This window comes from Streptomyces decoyicus (assembly GCF_019880305.1).
In the GTDB taxonomy this organism is placed as follows: domain Bacteria; phylum Actinomycetota; class Actinomycetes; order Streptomycetales; family Streptomycetaceae; genus Streptomyces; species Streptomyces decoyicus.
The window spans coordinates 8,517,089-8,536,342 of record NZ_CP082301.1; the positions used below are offsets into that span (position 1 = coordinate 8,517,089).

General features: G+C 67.9%; 16 protein-coding genes and 4 pseudogenes. 13 read left to right on the forward strand and 7 right to left on the reverse strand.

What is annotated here, in order from left to right; genetic code table 11:
• Window positions 1–45 precede the first annotated feature (45 nt).
• Window positions 46–717 (forward strand): GNAT family N-acetyltransferase, encoded by a 672-nt coding sequence (locus K7C20_RS37375; RefSeq protein WP_048830246.1) that lies wholly within the window; start codon window positions 46–48, stop codon window positions 715–717.
• 53 nt (window positions 718–770) lie between these two features.
• On the opposite strand, the pseudogene K7C20_RS38865 reads toward K7C20_RS37375, so the two are convergent.
• Window positions 771–1,043 (reverse strand): annotated as a pseudogene (locus tag K7C20_RS38865) (transposase); the annotation flags it as partial.
• Here K7C20_RS38865 and K7C20_RS37380 point away from each other — a divergent pair.
• A pseudogene (locus K7C20_RS37380) lies at window positions 1,039–1,347 on the forward strand (transposase); the annotation flags it as partial. The pseudogenes K7C20_RS38865 and K7C20_RS37380 overlap by 5 nt on opposite strands.
• A gap of 153 nt (window positions 1,348–1,500) precedes the next feature.
• Here the strand turns inward: K7C20_RS37380 and K7C20_RS37385 are convergent.
• Window positions 1,501–2,061: a TetR family transcriptional regulator gene (locus K7C20_RS37385; protein WP_030087978.1), complete on the reverse strand. Its 561-nt coding sequence runs from the start codon at window positions 2,059–2,061 to the stop codon at window positions 1,501–1,503.
• 84 nt (window positions 2,062–2,145) lie between these two features.
• Here K7C20_RS37385 and K7C20_RS37390 point away from each other — a divergent pair, with 84 nt between their 5' ends.
• Window positions 2,146–2,994, forward strand: a complete 849-nt coding sequence (locus K7C20_RS37390) for a patatin-like phospholipase family protein (protein WP_209443977.1) — start codon at window positions 2,146–2,148, stop codon at window positions 2,992–2,994.
• Window positions 2,995–3,209: 215 nt separating this feature from the next.
• Here the strand turns inward: K7C20_RS37390 and K7C20_RS37395 are convergent.
• The 3 genes and pseudogenes from K7C20_RS37395 to K7C20_RS38875 all read right to left on the reverse strand — a co-directional run.
• Window positions 3,210–3,326, reverse strand: a pseudogene (locus K7C20_RS37395) (transposase); the annotation flags it as partial.
• A gap of 244 nt (window positions 3,327–3,570) precedes the next feature.
• Complete coding sequence (locus K7C20_RS37400) at window positions 3,571–4,779, reverse strand: FUSC family protein (RefSeq protein WP_245171496.1); 1,209 nt, start codon at window positions 4,777–4,779, stop codon at window positions 3,571–3,573.
• Window positions 4,780–5,429: 650 nt separating this feature from the next.
• Complete coding sequence (locus K7C20_RS38875) at window positions 5,430–5,600, reverse strand: hydrophobic protein (RefSeq protein ID WP_078953396.1); 171 nt, start codon at window positions 5,598–5,600, stop codon at window positions 5,430–5,432.
• 577 nt (window positions 5,601–6,177) lie between these two features.
• On the opposite strand from K7C20_RS38875, the gene K7C20_RS37405 reads away from it, so the two are divergent.
• The 8 genes and pseudogenes from K7C20_RS37405 (at window position 6,178) to K7C20_RS37440 (ending at window position 12,730) form a co-directional block, all read left to right on the forward strand.
• Window positions 6,178–7,071, forward strand: coding sequence for an RNA polymerase sigma factor SigF (locus K7C20_RS37405; protein WP_053209669.1), 894 nt, complete (start codon window positions 6,178–6,180; stop codon window positions 7,069–7,071).
• A gap of 163 nt (window positions 7,072–7,234) precedes the next feature.
• Complete coding sequence (locus K7C20_RS37410) at window positions 7,235–7,390, forward strand: DUF6131 family protein (RefSeq protein ID WP_167352525.1); 156 nt, start codon at window positions 7,235–7,237, stop codon at window positions 7,388–7,390.
• A gap of 135 nt (window positions 7,391–7,525) precedes the next feature.
• Window positions 7,526–8,083: a hypothetical protein gene (locus tag K7C20_RS37415; RefSeq protein WP_030087967.1), complete on the forward strand. Its 558-nt coding sequence runs from the start codon at window positions 7,526–7,528 to the stop codon at window positions 8,081–8,083.
• Window positions 8,084–8,138: 55 nt separating this feature from the next.
• Window positions 8,139–8,630: a hypothetical protein gene (locus tag K7C20_RS37420; protein WP_053209670.1), complete on the forward strand. Its 492-nt coding sequence runs from the start codon at window positions 8,139–8,141 to the stop codon at window positions 8,628–8,630.
• Between the two features lie 118 nt (window positions 8,631–8,748).
• On the forward strand, window positions 8,749–11,247 hold the full coding sequence (locus K7C20_RS37425; protein ID WP_409351338.1) for a molybdopterin oxidoreductase family protein: 2,499 nt from the start codon (window positions 8,749–8,751) through the stop codon (window positions 11,245–11,247).
• On the forward strand, window positions 11,244–11,720 hold the full coding sequence (locus K7C20_RS37430; RefSeq protein ID WP_030084632.1) for a hypothetical protein: 477 nt from the start codon (window positions 11,244–11,246) through the stop codon (window positions 11,718–11,720). Before K7C20_RS37425 ends, K7C20_RS37430 begins: the two co-directional genes overlap by 4 nt.
• A gap of 48 nt (window positions 11,721–11,768) precedes the next feature.
• Window positions 11,769–12,229, forward strand: a pseudogene (locus K7C20_RS37435) (acyltransferase family protein); the annotation flags it as partial.
• A 135-nt stretch (window positions 12,230–12,364) separates the two neighbouring features.
• Window positions 12,365–12,730, forward strand: coding sequence for a cupin domain-containing protein (locus K7C20_RS37440; protein ID WP_030084630.1), 366 nt, complete (start codon window positions 12,365–12,367; stop codon window positions 12,728–12,730).
• A gap of 567 nt (window positions 12,731–13,297) precedes the next feature.
• Here the strand turns inward: K7C20_RS37440 and K7C20_RS37445 are convergent.
• Window positions 13,298–14,572: an APC family permease gene (locus K7C20_RS37445; RefSeq protein ID WP_030084628.1), complete on the reverse strand. Its 1,275-nt coding sequence runs from the start codon at window positions 14,570–14,572 to the stop codon at window positions 13,298–13,300.
• 1,079 nt (window positions 14,573–15,651) lie between these two features.
• Here K7C20_RS37445 and K7C20_RS37450 point away from each other — a divergent pair.
• Together K7C20_RS37450 and K7C20_RS37455 are read left to right on the forward strand one after the other, a co-directional pair.
• Window positions 15,652–16,641, forward strand: a complete 990-nt coding sequence (locus tag K7C20_RS37450; RefSeq protein WP_030084626.1) for a BtrH N-terminal domain-containing protein — start codon at window positions 15,652–15,654, stop codon at window positions 16,639–16,641.
• A gap of 639 nt (window positions 16,642–17,280) precedes the next feature.
• Window positions 17,281–18,381, forward strand: coding sequence for a hypothetical protein (locus K7C20_RS37455; protein ID WP_053209688.1), 1,101 nt, complete (start codon window positions 17,281–17,283; stop codon window positions 18,379–18,381).
• Between the two features lie 212 nt (window positions 18,382–18,593).
• Here K7C20_RS37455 and K7C20_RS37460 read toward each other — a convergent pair whose 3' ends face one another.
• Complete coding sequence (locus K7C20_RS37460; protein WP_053209671.1) at window positions 18,594–19,220, reverse strand: TetR/AcrR family transcriptional regulator; 627 nt, start codon at window positions 19,218–19,220, stop codon at window positions 18,594–18,596.
• Window positions 19,221–19,254 lie beyond the last annotated feature (34 nt).

The following is a 19,254-nucleotide window of genomic DNA, read 5'->3' on the forward strand; positions in this document are numbered from 1 at the left end:
AAAAGGAGGGGCGACCACGTTCCACGCCGGTGCAGACTTGGGTCCATGTTGATCGACGTCTGGCCCCTCAAGGCACTGCGTGTACGGTCGCCCCGTCTGGAGCTGCGGCTTCCCTCCGAGGAAGAGCTGGCCGCAGTGGCCGAGGTAGCAGCGGAGGGAGTCCATGCTCCAGGAGCACGGCCGTTTCTGACGCCCTGGACGGATCTGCCGCCTGCCGAGCGTGCCAGGCACGTCGTCCGGAGTCACTGGAGCCGCCTGGGGGCATGGGCGCCTGACGACTGGGCCCTGGACCTCGTGGTGTTCTTCGAGGGGCAACCCGTGGGCATCCAGGAGATGTGGGCCAAGAACTTCAGCATCCGAGGCGAGATTGCCTCAAGTTCTTGGCTCGGGCTTGGCCATCAGGGCAAGGGAATCGGAACCGAGATGCGTGTGGCCGTGCTTCACCTGGCGTTCGCGGAACTTGGAGCGGTATCCGCCACGTCGGGGTGCTTCATCGACAACCAGGCTTCGATGTCCGTCTCACGCAAGCTCGGTTACAAGCCCGACGGCATCTCCCGCGATGTCCTTCACGAGCAGGTCGTCGAATCCCAGTACTTCCGGCTCTCGCAGCAGGACTGGAGCTGTCAGGAGCATGTACCTGTAACCGTGTGCGGACTGGCAGGCTGCGCGGACTTCTTCGGTTTCGACGACGGGGCCATGGGCCCCGTCGCCCGCTGAGGTCCTCGGCTCATGAGCGGAGCCAGATGAGGATTGCGGCGGCGGTGACCAGCTCGGAATTGCTTGAGCTTATTGATCGCCCGCTCGACGGTGTTCCGGGCTTTGTATCGGGTTTTGTCGAAGGCGGGTGGTCGGCCGCCGCGTGAACCCCTGTGTAGGCGAGCCGTCGTGGTGTCCTTCTTCTCCGGGATCACGAGTCGGATACCACGACGCCGCAGATAGGTGCGGATTACACCATTGCTGTACGCTTTGTCCGCTCCGACGCTGTCCGGCAGGCGTCGTGGTCGGCCTGAGCCGAGTCGGGGGATGCGGATCTTGTACATCACCGTGCACCTGGACGCCGGCTACGACTCGGACAAGACCCGTGCCCTGATCGACGAACGCGGCCTGCACGCCCGCATCGCGCGCAAGGGCGAGAAGGCGCCGATCCAGGCAAGTCAGAGGTGACACGTCGAACGCACCCATGCCTGGCAGAACGCCTTCCAGCGCCTCGCCCGCTGCTACGAGCGCCGCGCCACCGTCATCGATGCGTTCTTCGACCTCACCGACACAATCATCGCGGTACGTAGCCTGATCCGTCGGGCATGGGCGACCCACCGATGGGACGAACGCCCGAACCGCCTCCCATGAACAGGCGCCGGCCCTTGGGCGAAACCGACCGTCAGACCGCCCAATGCGATCGCGGCATCGCTCCGACTCGGCGGTGTTCCCGGCCCTGACATCGGTCCGGCTTCCATCCTTTCCCGGGGTGGTGCCACCCTGGCAAAACCTTGCCAGGACCACTTACTGGTTCAGGAGTTCAGCGAAGCGGTCCAGCGCACGATCGGTGCGGTGGCGGTCGCCGGTAGCTGTGAGATCGAACAGCAGACCCCGGACGACGGCCATGACCAACGTGGGCGTGACGGTGTCCTCAGGACCGGTGGAGACGTCGCGGAAGGTGGCACCGAGCGTGTCGAACCAGTCCGTGATCGCCTCGCCCTGGTCGGGGTAGGTCTCGGGGTGAACCAGTCCGTCGGCGTGCACCTCGAAGAACAGCCGGACGAACGGCGCGCGGTCGTCTGCGCTGATCCACGCCCAGATGCCGCGCAGCCGCTCCTGCACAGAGCCCGTCTTTGGCGGAAGGTTCTCGGCCAGGCGCACAGCACCGCGGCGGCGGGCCTCGGCGAGGACCGCCGCGACCAACTCCTGTTTGCTGCCGAAGTCGTAGAGCAGCATCCGTGGGCTGGTGTCGAGGGCTGCGGCCAGTGGCCTCAGGCTCAGCCCGGCCAAGCCGTGCGCCAGTACATAGTCGGTTGCCTGCGCCAGTGTGTGCTCGCGACGGGCGGGGTCAGCGGGTCGCCCCATGGTGGACCTCCTCTCAGCGACTCGGAGTTGAAACAGCATGAGCGAGTATATGGTACGACTGTTTCAATAACGAGGGAGATCACCTTGCGCACCTTCGACCGAGCACTCGTCCTGGGTCCTGGGAGTCACGTCGGCACCGCCTGGATGGCAGGGCTGGCCTACGGATTGCGCCGCGATGGCGTGGACTTGGGCGAAGCCGACCTGATCGTCGGGACGTCGGCCGGCGCGATCGTCGCAGCGCTACTCGCCACCGGCCAGGACCCGAGGCGGCTCGCGACGTCGGCCCGCCAGCCAGCTCACCGGCTCAAGGTGGACCCCAGGCGGATGGGCCAGGTGTTCGCCGTACTCGGCGACCGCAGCCTGGAGCCCGGCGAGGCCAGGCGTCGCGTGGGCCGGCTCGCGCTCGACAGCACCGACCTCCAGGCTGAGGAGGCGCTGATCGCGGGGCGCGCCGCCTTGATCGGTGCGGACGCGTGGCCGGAGCGGCGACTGCTGATCACCGCCGTGGACGCAACCGCCGGTGAGCCCGTGGTGTGGGACCGCGACAGCGGCGTGCCGTTGGTGCGCGCGGTGGCAGCGAGTAGCGCCTTCCCCGGGGCCGCGCCGCCCGTTGCCATCGACGGCCGGCGGTACATGGACGGTGCGCTGCGTGCGGGCCCCAACGCCGATCTCGCTGTTGGAGCCCGGACGCTGGTCGTGGTCGAGCCGATGGCTCACCTGTTTCCCCGGGAGCCACTCAGCCAGCAGCTGGCGGCCGTGGGGGCATGCGCGATGGTGACCATCGGCCCCGATCCGGCCTCGGTACGCGCTTTCGGCTCGGACATGGGCGACCTGGCAGCCTGGGAACCGGCCTACCAAGCGGGTCTTCGCCAGGCAGGCGACGTCGACGCGCAACTCCGCTCCATGTGGAGGGCAGAAGCCGACGCGGGCTGACCGCCGATCAGGTCGGTGATGTGTGGGCGCTGGCAGCCCACCGGAGGGGTCGCCGCGCAGGCCGGCCCCTCTGGCAGCACAGGCAAAAGGTCTCCCCGGTGATCACAGAGCGTCGCAACTCGATGATCACCGAGACCTGTGCCTGTCCTACTCCCGGGGTAGCCCACCACGCCTATCTGCGCGACCTCTTATACGCCGTCTTCCAGGGAACCGAATCATTCCGGCAGGCCCCGCCACGGCACCCCAGCCCGCACCCGATGCAGTATCCCGTTGAGCACCTGGCGGTGGTCGTGCCACCGGCCGCACCGGCCGTTGCTTACCGGCAGCAGTGGCCGAAGCCGCTCCCGCTACTCGTCCGACGGCTCTCCCCGTTCCGACAGTCTCCGGTCAACGCGCCGGGACGGACGGCACCAGTGCGGCCATCCGCCGGGCAATGGCGTCTTCACCTGGAAAGCGCCTGCGACGGTGGCGGGACAAGGGCCTCAACAATCCTGATTCTCGCTGTTCAGAGGCACTTTCTGCCTTCTTGACCACTAGTCGGAGAGCCTGCCTCGTGAAAGCGCGAGGCTAAGGGACTCACTGGCCGACGTGGTGTTGGAGTACGTCGCCGGTGTACTGGAATTCCTCCATGAGGCGGGTGGCATCGATGACGAGGACTCCGTACGGGTGGGTGGGGTCGGCGAGTGGCAGGCCGTCCTGCTCGGCCTGTTTGCTCACGCGGTGTCGACACCGCTGTGCCTGGTCCGCCAGCTGGCACAGCTGCGGGGCCTGCTCGTTCAGCTTGTCCTCATCAAGGGCGGCGAGAACCTGGGTGATCTCTGAGACGGACTCCAAGAAGTCTGCATAGCACCGCAGGAAAGAGCGGTAGTTGTGGTGCTCCTCGGGCTCGTTTTCGCGCCGTTGATCCAGGCTGCGTGTGAGGGATGCCATCTGGTACAGCGTCCGCTCCATTGCTTCCAGTACCGCGCCGTAGCCCTGGAAACTGGTGCGGCCGCGGTGTCGGCGCAGGAGTCGGCGTGGGTTGTAGTGGATGCTCTCTTGGGCTGTGCGCAGGCCCGTCCGGGCCTGGGTGACCAGTTCTCCGGTCTGGGCCGCCCGCTCCCGCCAGTGCCTGGCACGCTCCTGGTCGAATTCACCTTCGCGCAGTGCCGGGTACATGTCGCTGACCAGGTCACACAGCGCGTGGGCGAGGGAGCGGATGCCTTGTTCGGCACCGCGAAGCCGCAAGGGCGGGAACACAGTGACGTTCACCAGGACGCCGACACTGCACCCGATGAGGACCAGCAGGATGATCTGTCCGAGCTGAGTGAGCTTGTCGAGGTCGGAAGTGGCGGAGACATATGTGGAGAACGCGAAGAACGCCGCGATGGGCACCTCAGTGCCCTGCGAGCCGAGGGTTGGCCACCGTCCGACGGTGAGCGCGACCAACGCCACCAGAGCGAAGGTCAGCAGGTCAGGACCGCCCAAGAACCCGAGAGCGGCCTGCACGGCCATACCCGCGGCCACGGCCCCCACATAGCGCGTGGACTGCAGCAGCGACTGATAGACCGTCACCTGCATGATCAGTACCGCGGAGAACGGCGCGAACGCCGGCGACTGAGCATGCAGGACGTTGTGGGAGAGCACCCAGGCGAGCGTGGCAGCGACCGTACCTTTCCCGATCAGCAGCGCCGTGTGACGCTCGTGACCCTCCGACCCCCATGCGCGCCGCCACCACTGAGCAGCCCGGGCCAGCCTCCCCTGCTGAACCGGATCCCCCCGCAGCTCACCTGCTGCATTGCTCACACCCCTCCTCCACCTGTCGAGACCGCGTCCCTCGGCTGCTGTTCTTCGGTCGGCATAGCTGTCCCTCCTCGCGTAGCGGCGGTGTCGGCGGACACCGATGTGACGTCAAACTCAGGTGCCGGGCCTGGGAGTACCGGCCGTCGGCAGGGCACCGGACGTCCGGGTGGGCCCCAGCCTTCCTGCTGGGGCCCACCCGCGAGATGCATGTCTGAACTCAGTCCTTGAGAGCGTCCTCGGCTTGTTCCTTGGCGGCGCGGAGGTCTCCCTCGGGTTCCTTCGCCAATCCTTCAGCGGGGGCGCTGTCGTTTCCGACCGCGCGCCCGGCTTCCTTCTCGACCTTGCCGGCGGCTTACTCAGACTTGGCCTTGGCCTTTTCGCTGGCGCTCATGACGCGGTCCTTTCGTAGGTGGCATAGCTCGGATGCCCCGCAATTCTCCTGCAAAACTGATGCTAATTCGGAACGGCGGGGCTGTGGTCCGGAGCGCGCTGTGGTGGAGGTGACTTCCCTGCGGGGACAGTGCATCTCCAGGCGCGGTGGCCTTATGGCCGCAATGAGAGGGATAATGCCTTACGAACGGCAAAAGCCTCGGGGCGGGTCAGACAGTGCCGTGCTGTCTGGCCCACCCCGAGGCTTTTTGCTGGCAGGCTGGCTACCAGCGATACCACCGTCCACGCTTTCCGCCAGCTCCGGTGGAACGCAGCACGAATCCGAGCAGCCACAATGCAAGAACGATGACCGCGACAATCCACAGGGCCTTGAGAGCGAACCCGGCACCGAAAAGAAGCAGTGCGAGAAGAAGAACGAGTAGCAGGGGAAACATATTTATCAACCTCCGAGCCATCATGTGCCCCGCGCTTTTCCTCACACACGGAGAAACGCAGTGTTTCTCGGCTCACATGTAGGGCATCAGCACAGCCGCAAGTGACCTCACTGCATTCACCAACTGTCGTGGCACGGATGATCGCAGCGGCTCGGTTGCCCGCACACCCCACATCACCTTCGATTGTCCTTGGCCCCTGCCCCGCGCCACCGCCTGGCCGCTCGCGCGGCGGGTTCACCAGCATGCTTCACCTGAGTGCGGGCGGCCGCTGTAGGCCGCTCTCCCTGGCCATCGCACCAGGCAGCAAGCGGACTGCACCCAGTTCGAAGCAGCCCTAGAGCAGATACGCGTCACGCGCATCGGGGCGGGCAGGAGCACGGCCCGTGCCGTACTTACCCCCGGCGCCGGGCACCCGGCGTACGACGACAAACGCGGCTACGCCCTTGCCCAACCCGCCCTGACAGATGCCTACTTGGCCAAGCGTCGGAAGAGCGGTCGCAGTCCGACGGGACATGCAAGTTCCGGTGGCGGGTAGGGGCTTCTATGGCGAGGCCCAGCAACCGGAAGGAGCCAGAGCATGAGCACGAGCACGGGCAACAGCACCTTGACGGTAGGAACGGCGCCCGAGACCTCGTCGAAGGTGTGTGCCGTTCCGGCCCCGGCGCTGCCGCAGATGCAGGATCCGCGGCATGTCGCTCCTGCCGACGCACGTAAGCTCTCGAAGCTGTTTCTCCTGCGACTTGAGGCCCTGGAAGAGGGCACGCCTGAGTACCAGTACGTGCGGAACACCCTTATCGAGATGAACCTGACCCTGGTGCGTTACGTCGCCCGCCGGTTCTCCAGCCGCAAGGAGTCCATGGAGGATGTGCTTCAGGTAGGCACGATCGGTCTGATCAAGGCGATCGACCGCTATGACGTCTCTCGCGACGTGGAGTTCACCACGCTGGCCGTCCCGTACATCCAGGGCGAGATCAAGCGGTTCTTCCGCGACACCACCTGGTCGGTGCATGTGCCGCGGCGCCTGCAGGAGCTCCGGATCGACCTGGCCCGGGCCCGGGAGGAGCTGGAGGGGGAGGGCAGCCACGAGCCGTCCGTCGCGGAGCTCGCCGGCCACCTGGACATGCCGGAGGGTGAGGTGGCGGAGGGGCTGGTTGCCTGCAACGGCTACGACAGCGACTCCCTCGACCGGCCGATCCAGGCCGGCGGTGGCGGCAAGCAGCAGACCGGCTTCGTCGCCGACCTCATCGGAGCCGAGGACCCCGCCCTCGCCCTGGCCGAGGACATCCATGCCCTCAAGCCGCACCTGGCCAAGCTTGACGACCGCGAGCGCACCCTCATCCAGCTGCGCTTCGGCGGCGAAATGACGCAGGCCGAAATCGGCGAGGAGCTCGGCCTCTCCCAGATGCACGTCTCCCGCCTGCTGACCCGCATCTGCGGCAAGCTGCGTGAGGGTCTCCTCGCCGCAGCGTGAAGCTGCCCGGCGGCGTGACGGGAGTGCGGGAGTCGGCTCCCGAGCCTATTGCGTCCGGCGTCACGGCGGTGCGCCACCCTGGTGGTGACGACAGCACCAGTTGCCGTTGCCGCGGTCCGGGATCAAAGTAAAAAAGAACACTTATGCGAGATCGGAGCTGGTCATGGTCGTTCTCGGCGTCATTCTTCTGGTCGTCGGATTCGTGACGGGCCTGTCCATCCTGTGGACCATCGGCATCGTGCTCGTGGCCATCGGCGCGATTCTGTGGCTTCTGGGCGCGATGGGGCACGCCGTCGCGGGACGAAAGCATTACTGGTAGCGGAAGCCAGCTGTCGGCGGCGGTCGAGGAAGAACGTGCCGAAGACCGGCTACGCGCCGTCCGCGCCGCTTGGATTCACCCGCGAGTCTGGAATTGATCTGCTTTTGGCGTCAGCAACTGCAAGCGGAGGACCCGATGTCCACTGGGACACTCATAGCCATCATTGTGCCGATCGTGGTCGTGCTTCTGGTGTGCGCGCTGGCGGCATCGGTGATCATGCGTCGTCGCCGGCTGCAATCACGGTTCGGACCGGAGTACGAGCGGACCGTGAAGGCCAAAGGCAGCCGTAGGGCGGCTGAGCGCGATCTGCGTGCACGCGAGCAGCGCCACGACGCGCTGCACATCAAGGAGCTGCCACCATCTGCCCGGGACCGGTACGCCCATGAATGGGGCCAGGTGCAGGAACGCTTCGTCGACCAGCCCGAGGACGCGGTCCATGACGCCGACCGGCTGGTGACCTCACTCATGAGCGACCGCGGTTACCCCACCGAAGGGCTTGACCAGCAGCTGAGTGACCTGTCGGTGGAGCACGGGCGCACCCTGGAGCACTACCGGGCCGCCCACGAGGTCAATGGGCGCAGTACGCGGCACGAGGCAACGACGGAGGAACTGCGGGGCGCGATGGTGCATTACCGCGCGCTGTTCACGGAACTGCTGCACAACGGCCAGACACCACGGCAGAGCGGTGCGTGAGCCCGTGCGACACCGGCAGGCAAGGCACGGCCCGGACGGAAACGGAGGCGGAAAGATGGAGCGCAGAGACATATCCGAGCCTGGAGCGGGCGGCCCCTCCACCGAAGACCTGGCAGGCACGCGACAGCACATGGGCGGCGCTGCCCAGGAGCCCCAGTCCGAGGTGCCACCAAACCTCCCGGGCGAGGCCACAGCCGCAGACCTGGGGGGCTCCACGCCCCGAGACGAAGGCCGGGACGCCTCACCGGACAGGAACGGGGGAGCCGAGGTCCAGGAGCCGGACGCGCCGCTCCTCGGGCCGGAGCAGGAGGAGTTCCGCAGCCGGTGGCAGCGGATCCAGAGCGAATTCGTCGACGATCCACGCGAGGCGGTAGGCGCGGCGGACACGCTGGTCGCCGAGGTCATGCAGGCCCTGGCAACGACCTTCTCCGAACACAAGCAAGGACTCGAAGGCCAGTGGCACCGTGGCGAGGAAGTGGCGACGGAGGAACTGCGCGTCGCCCTCCAGCGATACCGCTCCTTCTTCAACCGCCTGCTCAACACCTGACCTCGCGTCCCACAGGGCCGTCTCACAGGCGCCCGCCTGCCACAAAACCCCAGCTGGGATGAGTGGCAACCGGAGAGGTGCCACCATTTCGACAGACGCAGCACACCGGAGGTGTGAGGTGGCACCAGTGCCCGGTCGCATCGCAGAGCCATGGGGGACGCGTATACCGTACGGGCTGGGAGAGGAGTGGCCGGTCCGGGTGGATACTCAGCTCGCCGACGGAGTAACCGAACGCGATGTCGAGCGGTGGGTTCCCACGACCTCGCTTCTGCACTCCAACGGGGATGCGATGGACGTGGCGGTCGGCGCGGGCCGGATCCTAGGGGTGAGAGGCCGGCCCGGCGACAGGGTCAACCGGGGACGTCTCGGGCCTAAGGACCTCTTCGGCTGGCAGGCGAATGCCGCTCCCGACCGGCTCACCCGGCCGCTGGTGCGGGAGGCGGGCCGACTGACCGAGACGGACTGGCCCACCGCCATGGAACGGATCGTGGACCGGTCGCAACACCTGCTGACGGAGTGCGGTCCCGGCTCGATCGGCTTCTACACCACCGGCCAGTTGTTCCTCGAGGAGTACTACACCCTCGCGGTCATCGCACGGGCCGGGGTCGGCACCAACCATCTGGACGGCAACACCCGCCTTTGTACCTCCACCGCCGCCGAGGCGCTCAAGCAGAGCTTTGGCTCGGACGGCCAGCCGGGCTCTTACTCGGATCTCGACCACGCCGACACCCTCGCCCTCTTCGGGCACAACATGGCGGAGACCCAGCCCGTGCTGTGGATGCGTGTACTGGACCGGCTGGCCGGGCGGCAGCCGCCGAAGCTGGTCTGCGTGGACCCGCGGCCCACGCCTTCCGCCCTCCGGGCGACCGTCCACCTCGCGCCCCGGGCAGGCACCAACGTCGCCCTGATGAACGCGCTGCTCCACGAAATCATCCGCACTGGCCGGATCGACGAAGAATACGTCCGGGCCCATACCACGGGGTTCGACGAACTGAAGCAGTGCGTGGCCGAGTGCACGCCGCACTGGGCGTCAGACATCTGCGACGTGCCTGCCGAATCGATCCGAGAAGCTGCGGAGATCCTCGGCACAGCACGTCGGCTGGTGTCCACAGTGCTCCAGGGCTTCTACCAGTCCCACCAGGCGACCGCCGCCGCGGTACAGGTCAACAATCTGCACCTGGTGCGCGGCATGATCGGCCGGCCGGGCGCGGGAGTGCTGCAGATGAACGGCCAGCCCACGGCGCAGAACACCCGGGAGTGCGGTGCCAACGGAGATCTGCCGGGCTTCCGCAACTGGCAGAACGACGACCACGTCGCCGAACTCGCCCAGGTGTGGAACGTCGACCCTGCCACCATTCCGCATTTCGCTCCGCCCACGCATGCCATGCAGATGTTCCGCTACGCCGAACAGGGATCGCTGAGGATGCTCTGGATCAGCGGGACCAACCCGGCCGTCTCCCTGCCCGAACTCGCCCGTATCCGTGCCCTTTTGAGGGACGAGGGCCTCTTCACCGTCGTCCAGGACATTTTCCTGACCGAGACCGCGCAGCTCGCCGATGTGGTGCTCCCTGCGGCGACGTGGGCAGAGAAGACCGGCACCTGCACCAACGCCGACCGCACAGTCCATCTGTCTGAGAAAGCCATCGAGCCGCCCGGCCGGGCGCGCGCCGACCTCGACATCTTTCTCGACTACGCCCGGCGCATGGAATTTCACGACCGGGACGGAGGACCACTCGTGTCCTGGCACGACCCCGAATCCACCTTCGAAGCGTGGAAGAAGTGCAGCGCCGGACGGCCCTGCGACTACACCGGCCTCACCTATGAGCGACTCCGGCAGGCCGGCGGCATCCAGTGGCCCTGCACGGCCTCCACGCCCGGAGGAACGGAACGCCTTTACACCGAGGGGTTCATGTGGGCCGACGCCGCGCTGTGCGAAAGCTACGGAAAGGACGTCGTCACGGGAGCCGCCTCTTCCGGGATCGAGTACCAAGGGGCGAATCCGCAGGGAAAGGCGATGATCAAGGCGGCCGAGTACCTTCCGCCGCACGAATCCCCGTCCCCGGAGTATCCCCTCCAACTCACCACCGGACGTACTCTCTACCACTTCCACACCCGCACGAAGACCGGACGCGTCCCCCAGTTGAACGCCGCAGCCCCCGACGTGTGGATCGAGCTCTCCCCGGCCGAGGCGGCCCGACACGGGGTGCAGGAGGGCGACATGGTGGAGGCCGCAACGCCCCGGGGCTCCGTACGCGGCAGGCTCCGGATCACCCACATCCGCGACGGCATGCTCTTCGTGCCCTTCCACTACGGATACTGGGACACCCCTCAAGGCAGCGGCCCCGCCGCAGACGACGGCGGCCGGGCGGCGAACGAGACCCTGGTCACCGACTGGGACCCCGTCTCGAAGCAGCCGATTTTCAAGACCGCTGCTGCCCGTCTCTCGCTCGTCGAACGCGGCCTCGGGCGGAGTGCGCCCGCCCCGTCCGTCGCAGCCTCCGCACCCGCCCCTTCCGCTGCGCCCGACACGGGGACCGGTGGCGGGGGCCCGGAGACGGGGCGAGTCCCCGGCCGTCCGCGAAACGAGAACGAACCACGGGACGGTGACGCCGGGTGAACGACATTACCGTCATTCTGGCCGCGCTCCTCGAGGGGGAGGACAAGCTCGCGCTCAGACTGCTCGACCTGGCGCAGCGGCATGCTGCCGAGACCGAGGTGCATCATGTCGCGCGGTACCTCGCCCGATGGTCCTACGACAGCGGAGACCGCATCAGAGCGATCGGCCCGCATTACAGCCTGCCCGACCCCACACGCCCGAGCCACCGGAGCGACGGGGCACGGCAGGATGCAGCCTCCGTACCGCAGGGGCGGGACAGCGGGCTGGTCCTCCTGAGGGAGCTGTGCGAGGTGCACCTCACGGCCGTGGGAAACTCCCTGCACTGGGACATGCTCACCCAAGCCGCACAGGCAAACAGAGACGACCGGCTGCTGGAGCTGGCTTCGACCTGCCAGCCCTATACGCGGCGACAGATGCGCTGGACCCACACCGTGCTGAAAGAACTCAGCCCCCAACTACTGACCAGTGCCTGAACTGCGTGGTGCTCCGGTCGAGGCGGCTGCCGTGTCGTCGTAGAGCGAAGGCCGGACATCGGCGACGATCTGGACCTCCAGCGGACGCTGCAGTTACTTCCCTTCTTCGTGATCGGGCTGTTGCTGCGGCCGGAGCACTTCAAGCTCGTACGCCGCATGAAGGCGCGGAGCGCGGCCGCGCCCCTCTTCGCGGCTGCCCTGGTCTTCGCGTACTGGGCGGCGCCGCGGATGAACGCCGTCTGGTTCTACGACCGTGACGCCGCACAGGAACTCGCCGCCCCCTGGTGGAGCGGCGCGGTGATGTCGCTGGCGGTATCCGGCTGCTTGCTGGTGCTGGTGGCCTGCTTCTTCGCCTGGGTACCGGGCCGACGATGTGGTGTACGGCGCTGGGCGCGGGCGCCCTCTACGGCTATCTGCTGCACGGCTTCCTCGCCAAGGGGTCGCGCTTCTGGAACGGGTACGACAACCGGTGGGTGCACACGCCCTGGGGCGCGGTGCTGCTCACCCTCTGACCGGCGACACTCGCTAAGTGGGAGGTGATCGGACGCGCCTCCGCCGCCCGACGGTTTCCGAGGGGGCGGGGCCACTGGTGCCGGGCGCATGATGGGAAGGGGGGAAGGGGGGCGCACGAAGGAGGTCCAGCCATGACAGCGACCACCAGGGACGCGGCACCCATCGAGCTCACCGATGGTGAGCTGGAGCTACGCCTGCAGGACATCGGTGGAGGCATGTCCGTTGGCTACATCAGGGCTCCCGCCGGTACGGACCTCGGCCCGGCCCTCAAGGGCATGCCGGATGACTTGTGCCAGTGTCCGCACTGGGGCTTCGTCACCAAGGGGCGGCTGCGGATGCGGACGAAGGAAGGTACGGAGGAGTATCAGGCGGGTGATGCCTACTACTGGGCGCCCGGACACGCCCCCGAGGCGATGGAGGACAGCGAGTTCATGGAGTTCTCGCCGACCGAGGAGTTCCGTAAGGTGCTCGACCACATCAAGGGGAACGCCGGCTAGGTTTGTCCGGCCGACCGGGTGGTGCACCCGTGTGAACCAATGGCGGTCAGCGGCGATGCGCAGGGGCAGGCACTGCCTCGACGCGGTGGAGTGACCGCTCACCGGGCTGCGGACGGTGCGGGAGGGCGTGAAGGCAACCACATCTGCAACCAGAGAGCTCTCACTGTTTTGCCTGGTGAGTTTGCCTTCTTTGGAGCACACCCGTGGTGTTGGCGCACACGCTGGGCCTGTCGGCAAGGTACCGGTGAAGGGCGCTGGCGGTAGTGTCCACGGACTCCTTGAGGATGGCGCCGGCGTCGAGTCGAGCGGCGCGAACTCGCGTCGATGGCGGCTGCATCGTGGGGGACCGTTGATCACCGCCGTGGGGCGCTCGGAGCCGGGTGTGAAGACAGTGCCACCGCCGCCGCACCACGCGTCCTGACCAGCTCAGCTGGGCCGCTACGACATGGAGCAGCGAGAGAGGTGCCTGAGGCCAGAATCCTCTGCATCGGGGGCTTGCTGATCAGGAGCCGAGGGAGGCCGGTGTGCAGCCGGGCTGGGTACCGACTGCCGTTCAGCGGGGGCGCGTCAGTGCGGGAAGGAGTTGCTCCTGGCCTTCCGTAGGCCGTAGACGGCTGCGCCGGCCATCAGGACCGCTGCTCCGGAGATGACCGAGACCAGGGGCAGGGCGAAGGCGAGTGCCGCGCAGCCGGCCAGGCCGATCACGGGCACCGGGCGGGGCGGGCGCCCCTCGCTGAGGCTCAGCGTCCATGCGGCGGCGTTGGCGATGGCGTAGTAGGCCAGCACGCAGAAGGAGGAGAAGCCGATCGCGCCACGCACATCGACGGTGGCGGCGAGCAGTGCGACCGCCGTTCCGACGGCGAGTTCGGCGCGGTGCGGGACGCCGAAGCGGGGATGGACGGCGGCCAGGGCATGCGGCAGGTGGTGGTCGCGGGCCATGGCAAGCGTGGTGCGGGAGACGCCGAGGATCAGGGCCAGCAGGGAACCCAAGGCGGCGACGGCCGCGCCGACGCGCACGACCGGGGCCAGTCCCGGGACGTCGGCCGCGTGCACGGCATCGGTCAGTGGCGCCGCGGCATGGGCGAGCCGGTCGGGACCGAGCACGGCCAGGACCGCAACGGCGACGGCCGCGTACACCGCGAGGGTGATGCCCAGGGCGAGCGGGATGGCGCGGGGGATGGTGCGCTGCGGGTCACGGACCTCCTCGCCGAGCGTGGCGATGCGGGCATATCCGGCGAAGGCGAAGAACAGCAGTCCGGCCGCCTGCAGGACGCCGCCCGCGGTGGCGTCGGCGCCGATGTCCAGCCGAGTGGCTTCGGCGGGCCCGCTGGTCAGACAGGTGGTGACCACGGCAGCCAGTACCGCCAGAACGACTGCGACGATGATGCGGGTCAGCCACGCGGCCTTCTGAACACCCGTGTAGTTGAGCCCGGTCAGTAGCACCACGGCGGCGACGGCGATCGCGTGCGCCTGACCGGGCCACACGTAAGACCCGACGGTGAGAGCCATCGCCGCGCAGGAAGCGGTCTTGCCGACCACGAAACCCCAGCCCGCCAGGTAGCCCCAGAAGTTGCCGAGGCGTTCGCGGCCGTAGACGTAGGTGCCGCCGGATTCCGGGTATCGGGCGGCCAGCCGTGCTGATGATGTGGCGTTGCAGTAGGCCACGATCGCGGCGAGTGCCAGGCCGAGCAGCAGCCCGGAGCCGGCGGCACCGGCCGCCGGACCTAGGGCGGCGAAGATTCCTGCCCCGATCATCGACCCCAGGCCGATCACCACCGCGTCGGCCACAGTCAGGCGCCGCTTCAACTCGGCTGTACCCGCTGGGGTTCGCGCCGTACTCATCGTGCACTCCTTAGTCGAGCCCCCTGCGGCGCACGGTAGCTGAGTAAGATGTCCGGCCGGGGAGCAGCTCATAACTGCGGGTAGGCGTCCGCGCAGAAGTCTTCCGCAGCCGCTCGCAGCCGCTCGCAGCCGTCGAAGGAGCCATGCTCCCTCCCCGCGGCGGCCCCTTCATGCAGCGGTGGACACGATGGCCCTCGTGCTGGGTGCGGCCGAGGGTGGTTGCCGAGTAACGGTGGACAGGGTTGTCTTACTGCACCGAGGTCTCCCTGTTCTCGGAAGTTTGGACGCCCCCACGCATTGCCGCTGTGTGGGTCGCTGTCGTTCGGTCCCCACGTCTCGGCCCGGTATTTCCGCTTGGAGCTCGCCGCGTAACCAGGCCGCGCTGAATCTGTGAGCGAAGGCCGACGAACGGCGCGTCCGCCTGAACGGCTGGCTGTCCGGCGTTCCCGGGCAGCGCTCCCGGCGCGGCAGTGACACCCGTCCAGGGCAGAGCTGCGGCGTCTGAGACCGCTCGGACATAGCGCGGCTAATTCTCGACGCCCCACCGCTTCCCGTCGTTCGCCTGCCTCGACCGCCTTGATGAAGCCGTCCAGCTCCACCACGTCCGGCCGGCTGTGCTCGTTGTCGTGGCGGTAGGACACCTGCGCGCCCTGCAGGTCCACGGTGCCGGACGGTCGTCGGGCGAGGGTGAAGTCGAAGTCGGTCACCTGCATCAGGTGGTGCGCGACCGTGAGCCGGTCACGGCCCAGCCGCTCGAACTCGCTCCGGTGGTCCGTCAGCCACGCTAGGTAGAACAGCGCTGGTGATTCAGGCCGGTACCTGTTCTCCTCGGTGCGGAGATCCCAACGCAGAGGAGAGGCGGCATGGTTCTGCACGTGACGTCGGCCTTGCGGGGATTGAGTGAGAAGCTCCGTGCCGAAGACCGCGGCATCAAGGACGCAGCTCTACTCGCCGCTATCCAGGAGCGCGTGAGCTGCTCCCGCAGACGCCCGTAGGGGAGCTCTGTCTCGTCGGGCTGGCAAAGGCACCGCAAGGAGAACGGATGACCCAGCTGATCATCTCCGTCAGAAAGGGATGGCATGACCACGGTGAGAGACATTGATGCCCGCGGTACGCAGCACTGCGAGACGACTGGCCTGGGGGTGCTCTTGCGGCATCAGGGACTCGATCTGTCCGAGCCGATGCTCTTCGGTCTCGGCTCCGGCCTGTCCTTCATCTACTGGGACAGCAAGAACATGGGCTTCCCCTTCCTCGGGGGACGGGTCAAGCCCTTTGACCTCACCAGAAACCTGGCCACCACACTCGGGCTGGAGCTCGTGGTCCGGGAGACCACCTCCCCCCGCAGGGCTTGGGAGAACGTGGTGACCCCCATCGACGCCGGCTGTCCCGTCGGCCTGCAACTCGACAGCTACTACCTGGACTACTTCGGGTCGAAGGTGCACTTCGGCGGTCATGTCGTCGCCATGTACGGCTATGACGACCACGATGCCTACCTCGTGGACACCGACCAGCAAGGCGGAAAGGTGTCCACCAGCCTGAGCAGTCTTGCGCAGGCCTGGGCCGCGCGCGGACCGATGACCGCCAAGCACCGGTCCTTCACCCTCACCGCTCCGAGGAGCCTGCCCTCCCCACGGGACCAGATCATTCCCGCCATCACCGCATGCGCCGATGCTTTCCTCAACCCGCCCATCGCCAACCTCGGCTACCGAGGCATCGAAAAGGCCGGCAAGCTGGTACGCACCTGGCTCCAGCGGACCGACACCCCGGAGCGGGACCTATCGCAGGCGGCCCTTTTGATGGAGAAGGCCGGAACCGGCGGCGCCCTGTTCCGCAACCTCTACCGCGACTTCCTCGCTGAATGCACCCGACAGGTCGAATGCAACCACCTGCGCACGGGCCACAGTCTGTACACCGAGGCAGCCACCCTGTGGACGGGAGTCGCAGCACTGCTCACACAAGCTGGCGAATCAGGCAATGCGCAGTGCCTCGAGCAGGCAGGTACCCTCCTCCGTGATCTTTCACACATGGAGCGCGAGGCCATGCAAGCGCTGAGCCGCTTGGGGCAGTAAACGCGCGAAGGCGATCCAGCCCTGACAGGCTCAAGAAGCCTTGGCGCTCTCACGCGGAACGCATCACGGGGAATCCCACCAAACGTTGCCTACACGAGGGGCCAACTGCGGGATCTGACACCAAGAGGCGGAGCTATGGCGCGAAGACCGCAGACAAGATCCGCGAAGAGTCGCCTCCTGGGTCCAGGCCACCAGAAGGTGTCTTCAACAGTCGTGACCAAACCGGGCTCCGGGCCCTGGAGCAGCCCGGAGCCCAAGGTGCGGGCGGTTCGTCGAGGCGGACGGCCGCATGGCTCTGGCAGTAGCCTTCCGCCAAGATCACGCCATCGGGGGAGGCGGTTTAACTCGTGAGCTGCGCTCCGCGAACGCGCGCCCGGCACGGGGCTGCGCTCCTGCCGGAGGCCCGGCCGCACCTCCTCGCCGACCCGGCCGACGTAACCGGCAACGCCTGAGCCGCGCCACATCAGCGAATCCACCTGGCCTGCTCCGTGGACAGGCGTTGCCGGTGTGACTGAGCGCTTCAGTTGGCCAGTTGCACACCGTCCGTCCAGCCGGCCTTGCTGTCAGCGCTCTGTGGCATTATGCGGACGCGCCCCAAGGGGAACGGGTCGCGCTCTAGTGGTTGCCAGGGGGTTGGGGATGAGTGCGGGTACGGAGCCGGATGGCTCGTCCAGGTCCGACGAGGAGTGGGAGCGGTTTCTGCGCGAGTCGGTGGCGGGTACCGCCGATGCGCCCAAAGAGCCGTCGGCGCGGGCCCGCGACGTGGCGAAGCGGCTGCGCGCGGAGCCCGGCCGCGGTCTGGAGGGCTGGCGTAGCTACACGCCTGCGCGCCCCAAGCGGCGCACGGGCTGGTACGTGGTCGGACTGCTGGTCTCGCTGGCGCTGCTGGCGGTGGCGCTCGCGCCGGGGCAGGTAGTGGACCTCTTCGCCGACGACGGCCCTGACTCCGCGCCGCTGGCGGCCGAGACCGCCCGCCCGGCCCAGGCACCCCCGGCGGAGGCGGCCCAACGCCCCGCCAGGGACAAGCCGTTCCGCGGCTCTCCGGCGGCGAGGTGGGCGAGCGGAGCCGCGGGGATCACCGTGCCGAAGGCCGGGGCAGTCGGCTGGATGAGCGCGGCCGAGGTCGAGCGGGCCCTCGCCCGCAGCCGGGACTTCCTCGTCGCGTCCGGCCTGGACCGCGGGGTGCTGCGGGGCGCGCGCCCCGAGAAGGCGATCGCACTGATCAACCCGCACCAGAAGGACGTCCAGGAGCTTCTGAAAGCCGCTTTCCGAACCCCGAGCGAGAAGAACGACCCCCTCCTCCTCTTCAGCCGCTTCCAGCCCTCCCGCACCCACCTGGTCGGCGACGTCGTGAAGACCCGGGGCCGGCTCACCTACCGGGAGGGCGAGCGCGGCGCGCTCCAGGTGACCGCCGACGTCACCTTCGTCTACCCGGTCACCCGCGCGGATGCGGGCGGCGACGACGAGATCGTGCGCACGATCGTCCGGCGCGAGCTGATCCTGAGCTGGGACGACCCTGACAAGGTGCTCACCGAGCCGGGGACGTTCTCGGTCGTCTCGTACAAGTACGACATGACCAATGGCGGCTGCGGCGCCCCCACGGGCTACTTCACCCCGCCCTTCGGCACGGACCGCCGGGCGGACGGGGCCGGCGCGGAGGTCGACCCGTACGACCGCAGCGCGCCGCTCGGGCGGGGCGAGTCTTCTGGGGACGAGTGCGGGAGGGCGACGCGGTCCTAGGCCCTGTCCGGTGGGTCAGACCGTCGCGCGAGTGGCGGCCGGTCGACCGGGGCTCGACCCTCATGCCAGGCGACTTGGACACATATCGTCGACGCCGAGCGCGCTGAGGCCGCGCTGCCCGTCCTTAGCGAGGAGAGTGAAGGGCTGGCGAGCTGCCGGGCAGCATCGCACCGCGATCCTGCGGCGTGTGGGCTGAACGCGTTGGCCGGAGGTCAGCTGCCGGCTTTGAGGGCGTCCAGGTGCCGCCGCAGCACCTGCCGGAGCAGCTTCGGTGGATAGCGGTCCGGCAGCAGCGTCGCCTGGAGAGTGAGTCCGTCGAGGAGGGCGGCCAGTCGCGTGCTTTCCAGCTCGACGTCCGTGTCAGCCGGCAGCCCGCCGGCGTACCGGGCTTCGTGCAGCACGCGCGACATCAGGGTGTGCAGGTCGGCCTGCATCTCGGCTGCACAGGGCCGCAGTTCGGGGCGGGTGTGTGCTGCGGCGGCGAAGGTGAGCCAGAGCGCGGCCTCCTGGCGGCGGGCCCCGTCCAGCGGGAGGAACTCGGCCAGGAGCTCTTCTGTCGCGGCCCGGCGGTCGGTGCGGTCGGTGCCCCTGTCGGGAGCCAGGAGCCGCTCGGCGTGGGTGCGGATGCGGTCGCCGATGCGCCGGCTCAGTTCCCTCATCGTGAAGGTCATCAACTCGTCGTGGTCGGCGAAGTAGTGGCGGACCGACCCGATGGCGAGTCCGGCTTCATCGGCGACGTTGCGCAGCGACGCATGCTCCAGCCCATGCCGGGCGACGACGGACAGGACGGCCTGCGCCACGGCCCTGCGGCGGGCTAGGGGATCGACGATCTTTGGCACATTGCCGTTATAGCACGACCGGGCTAACATCATT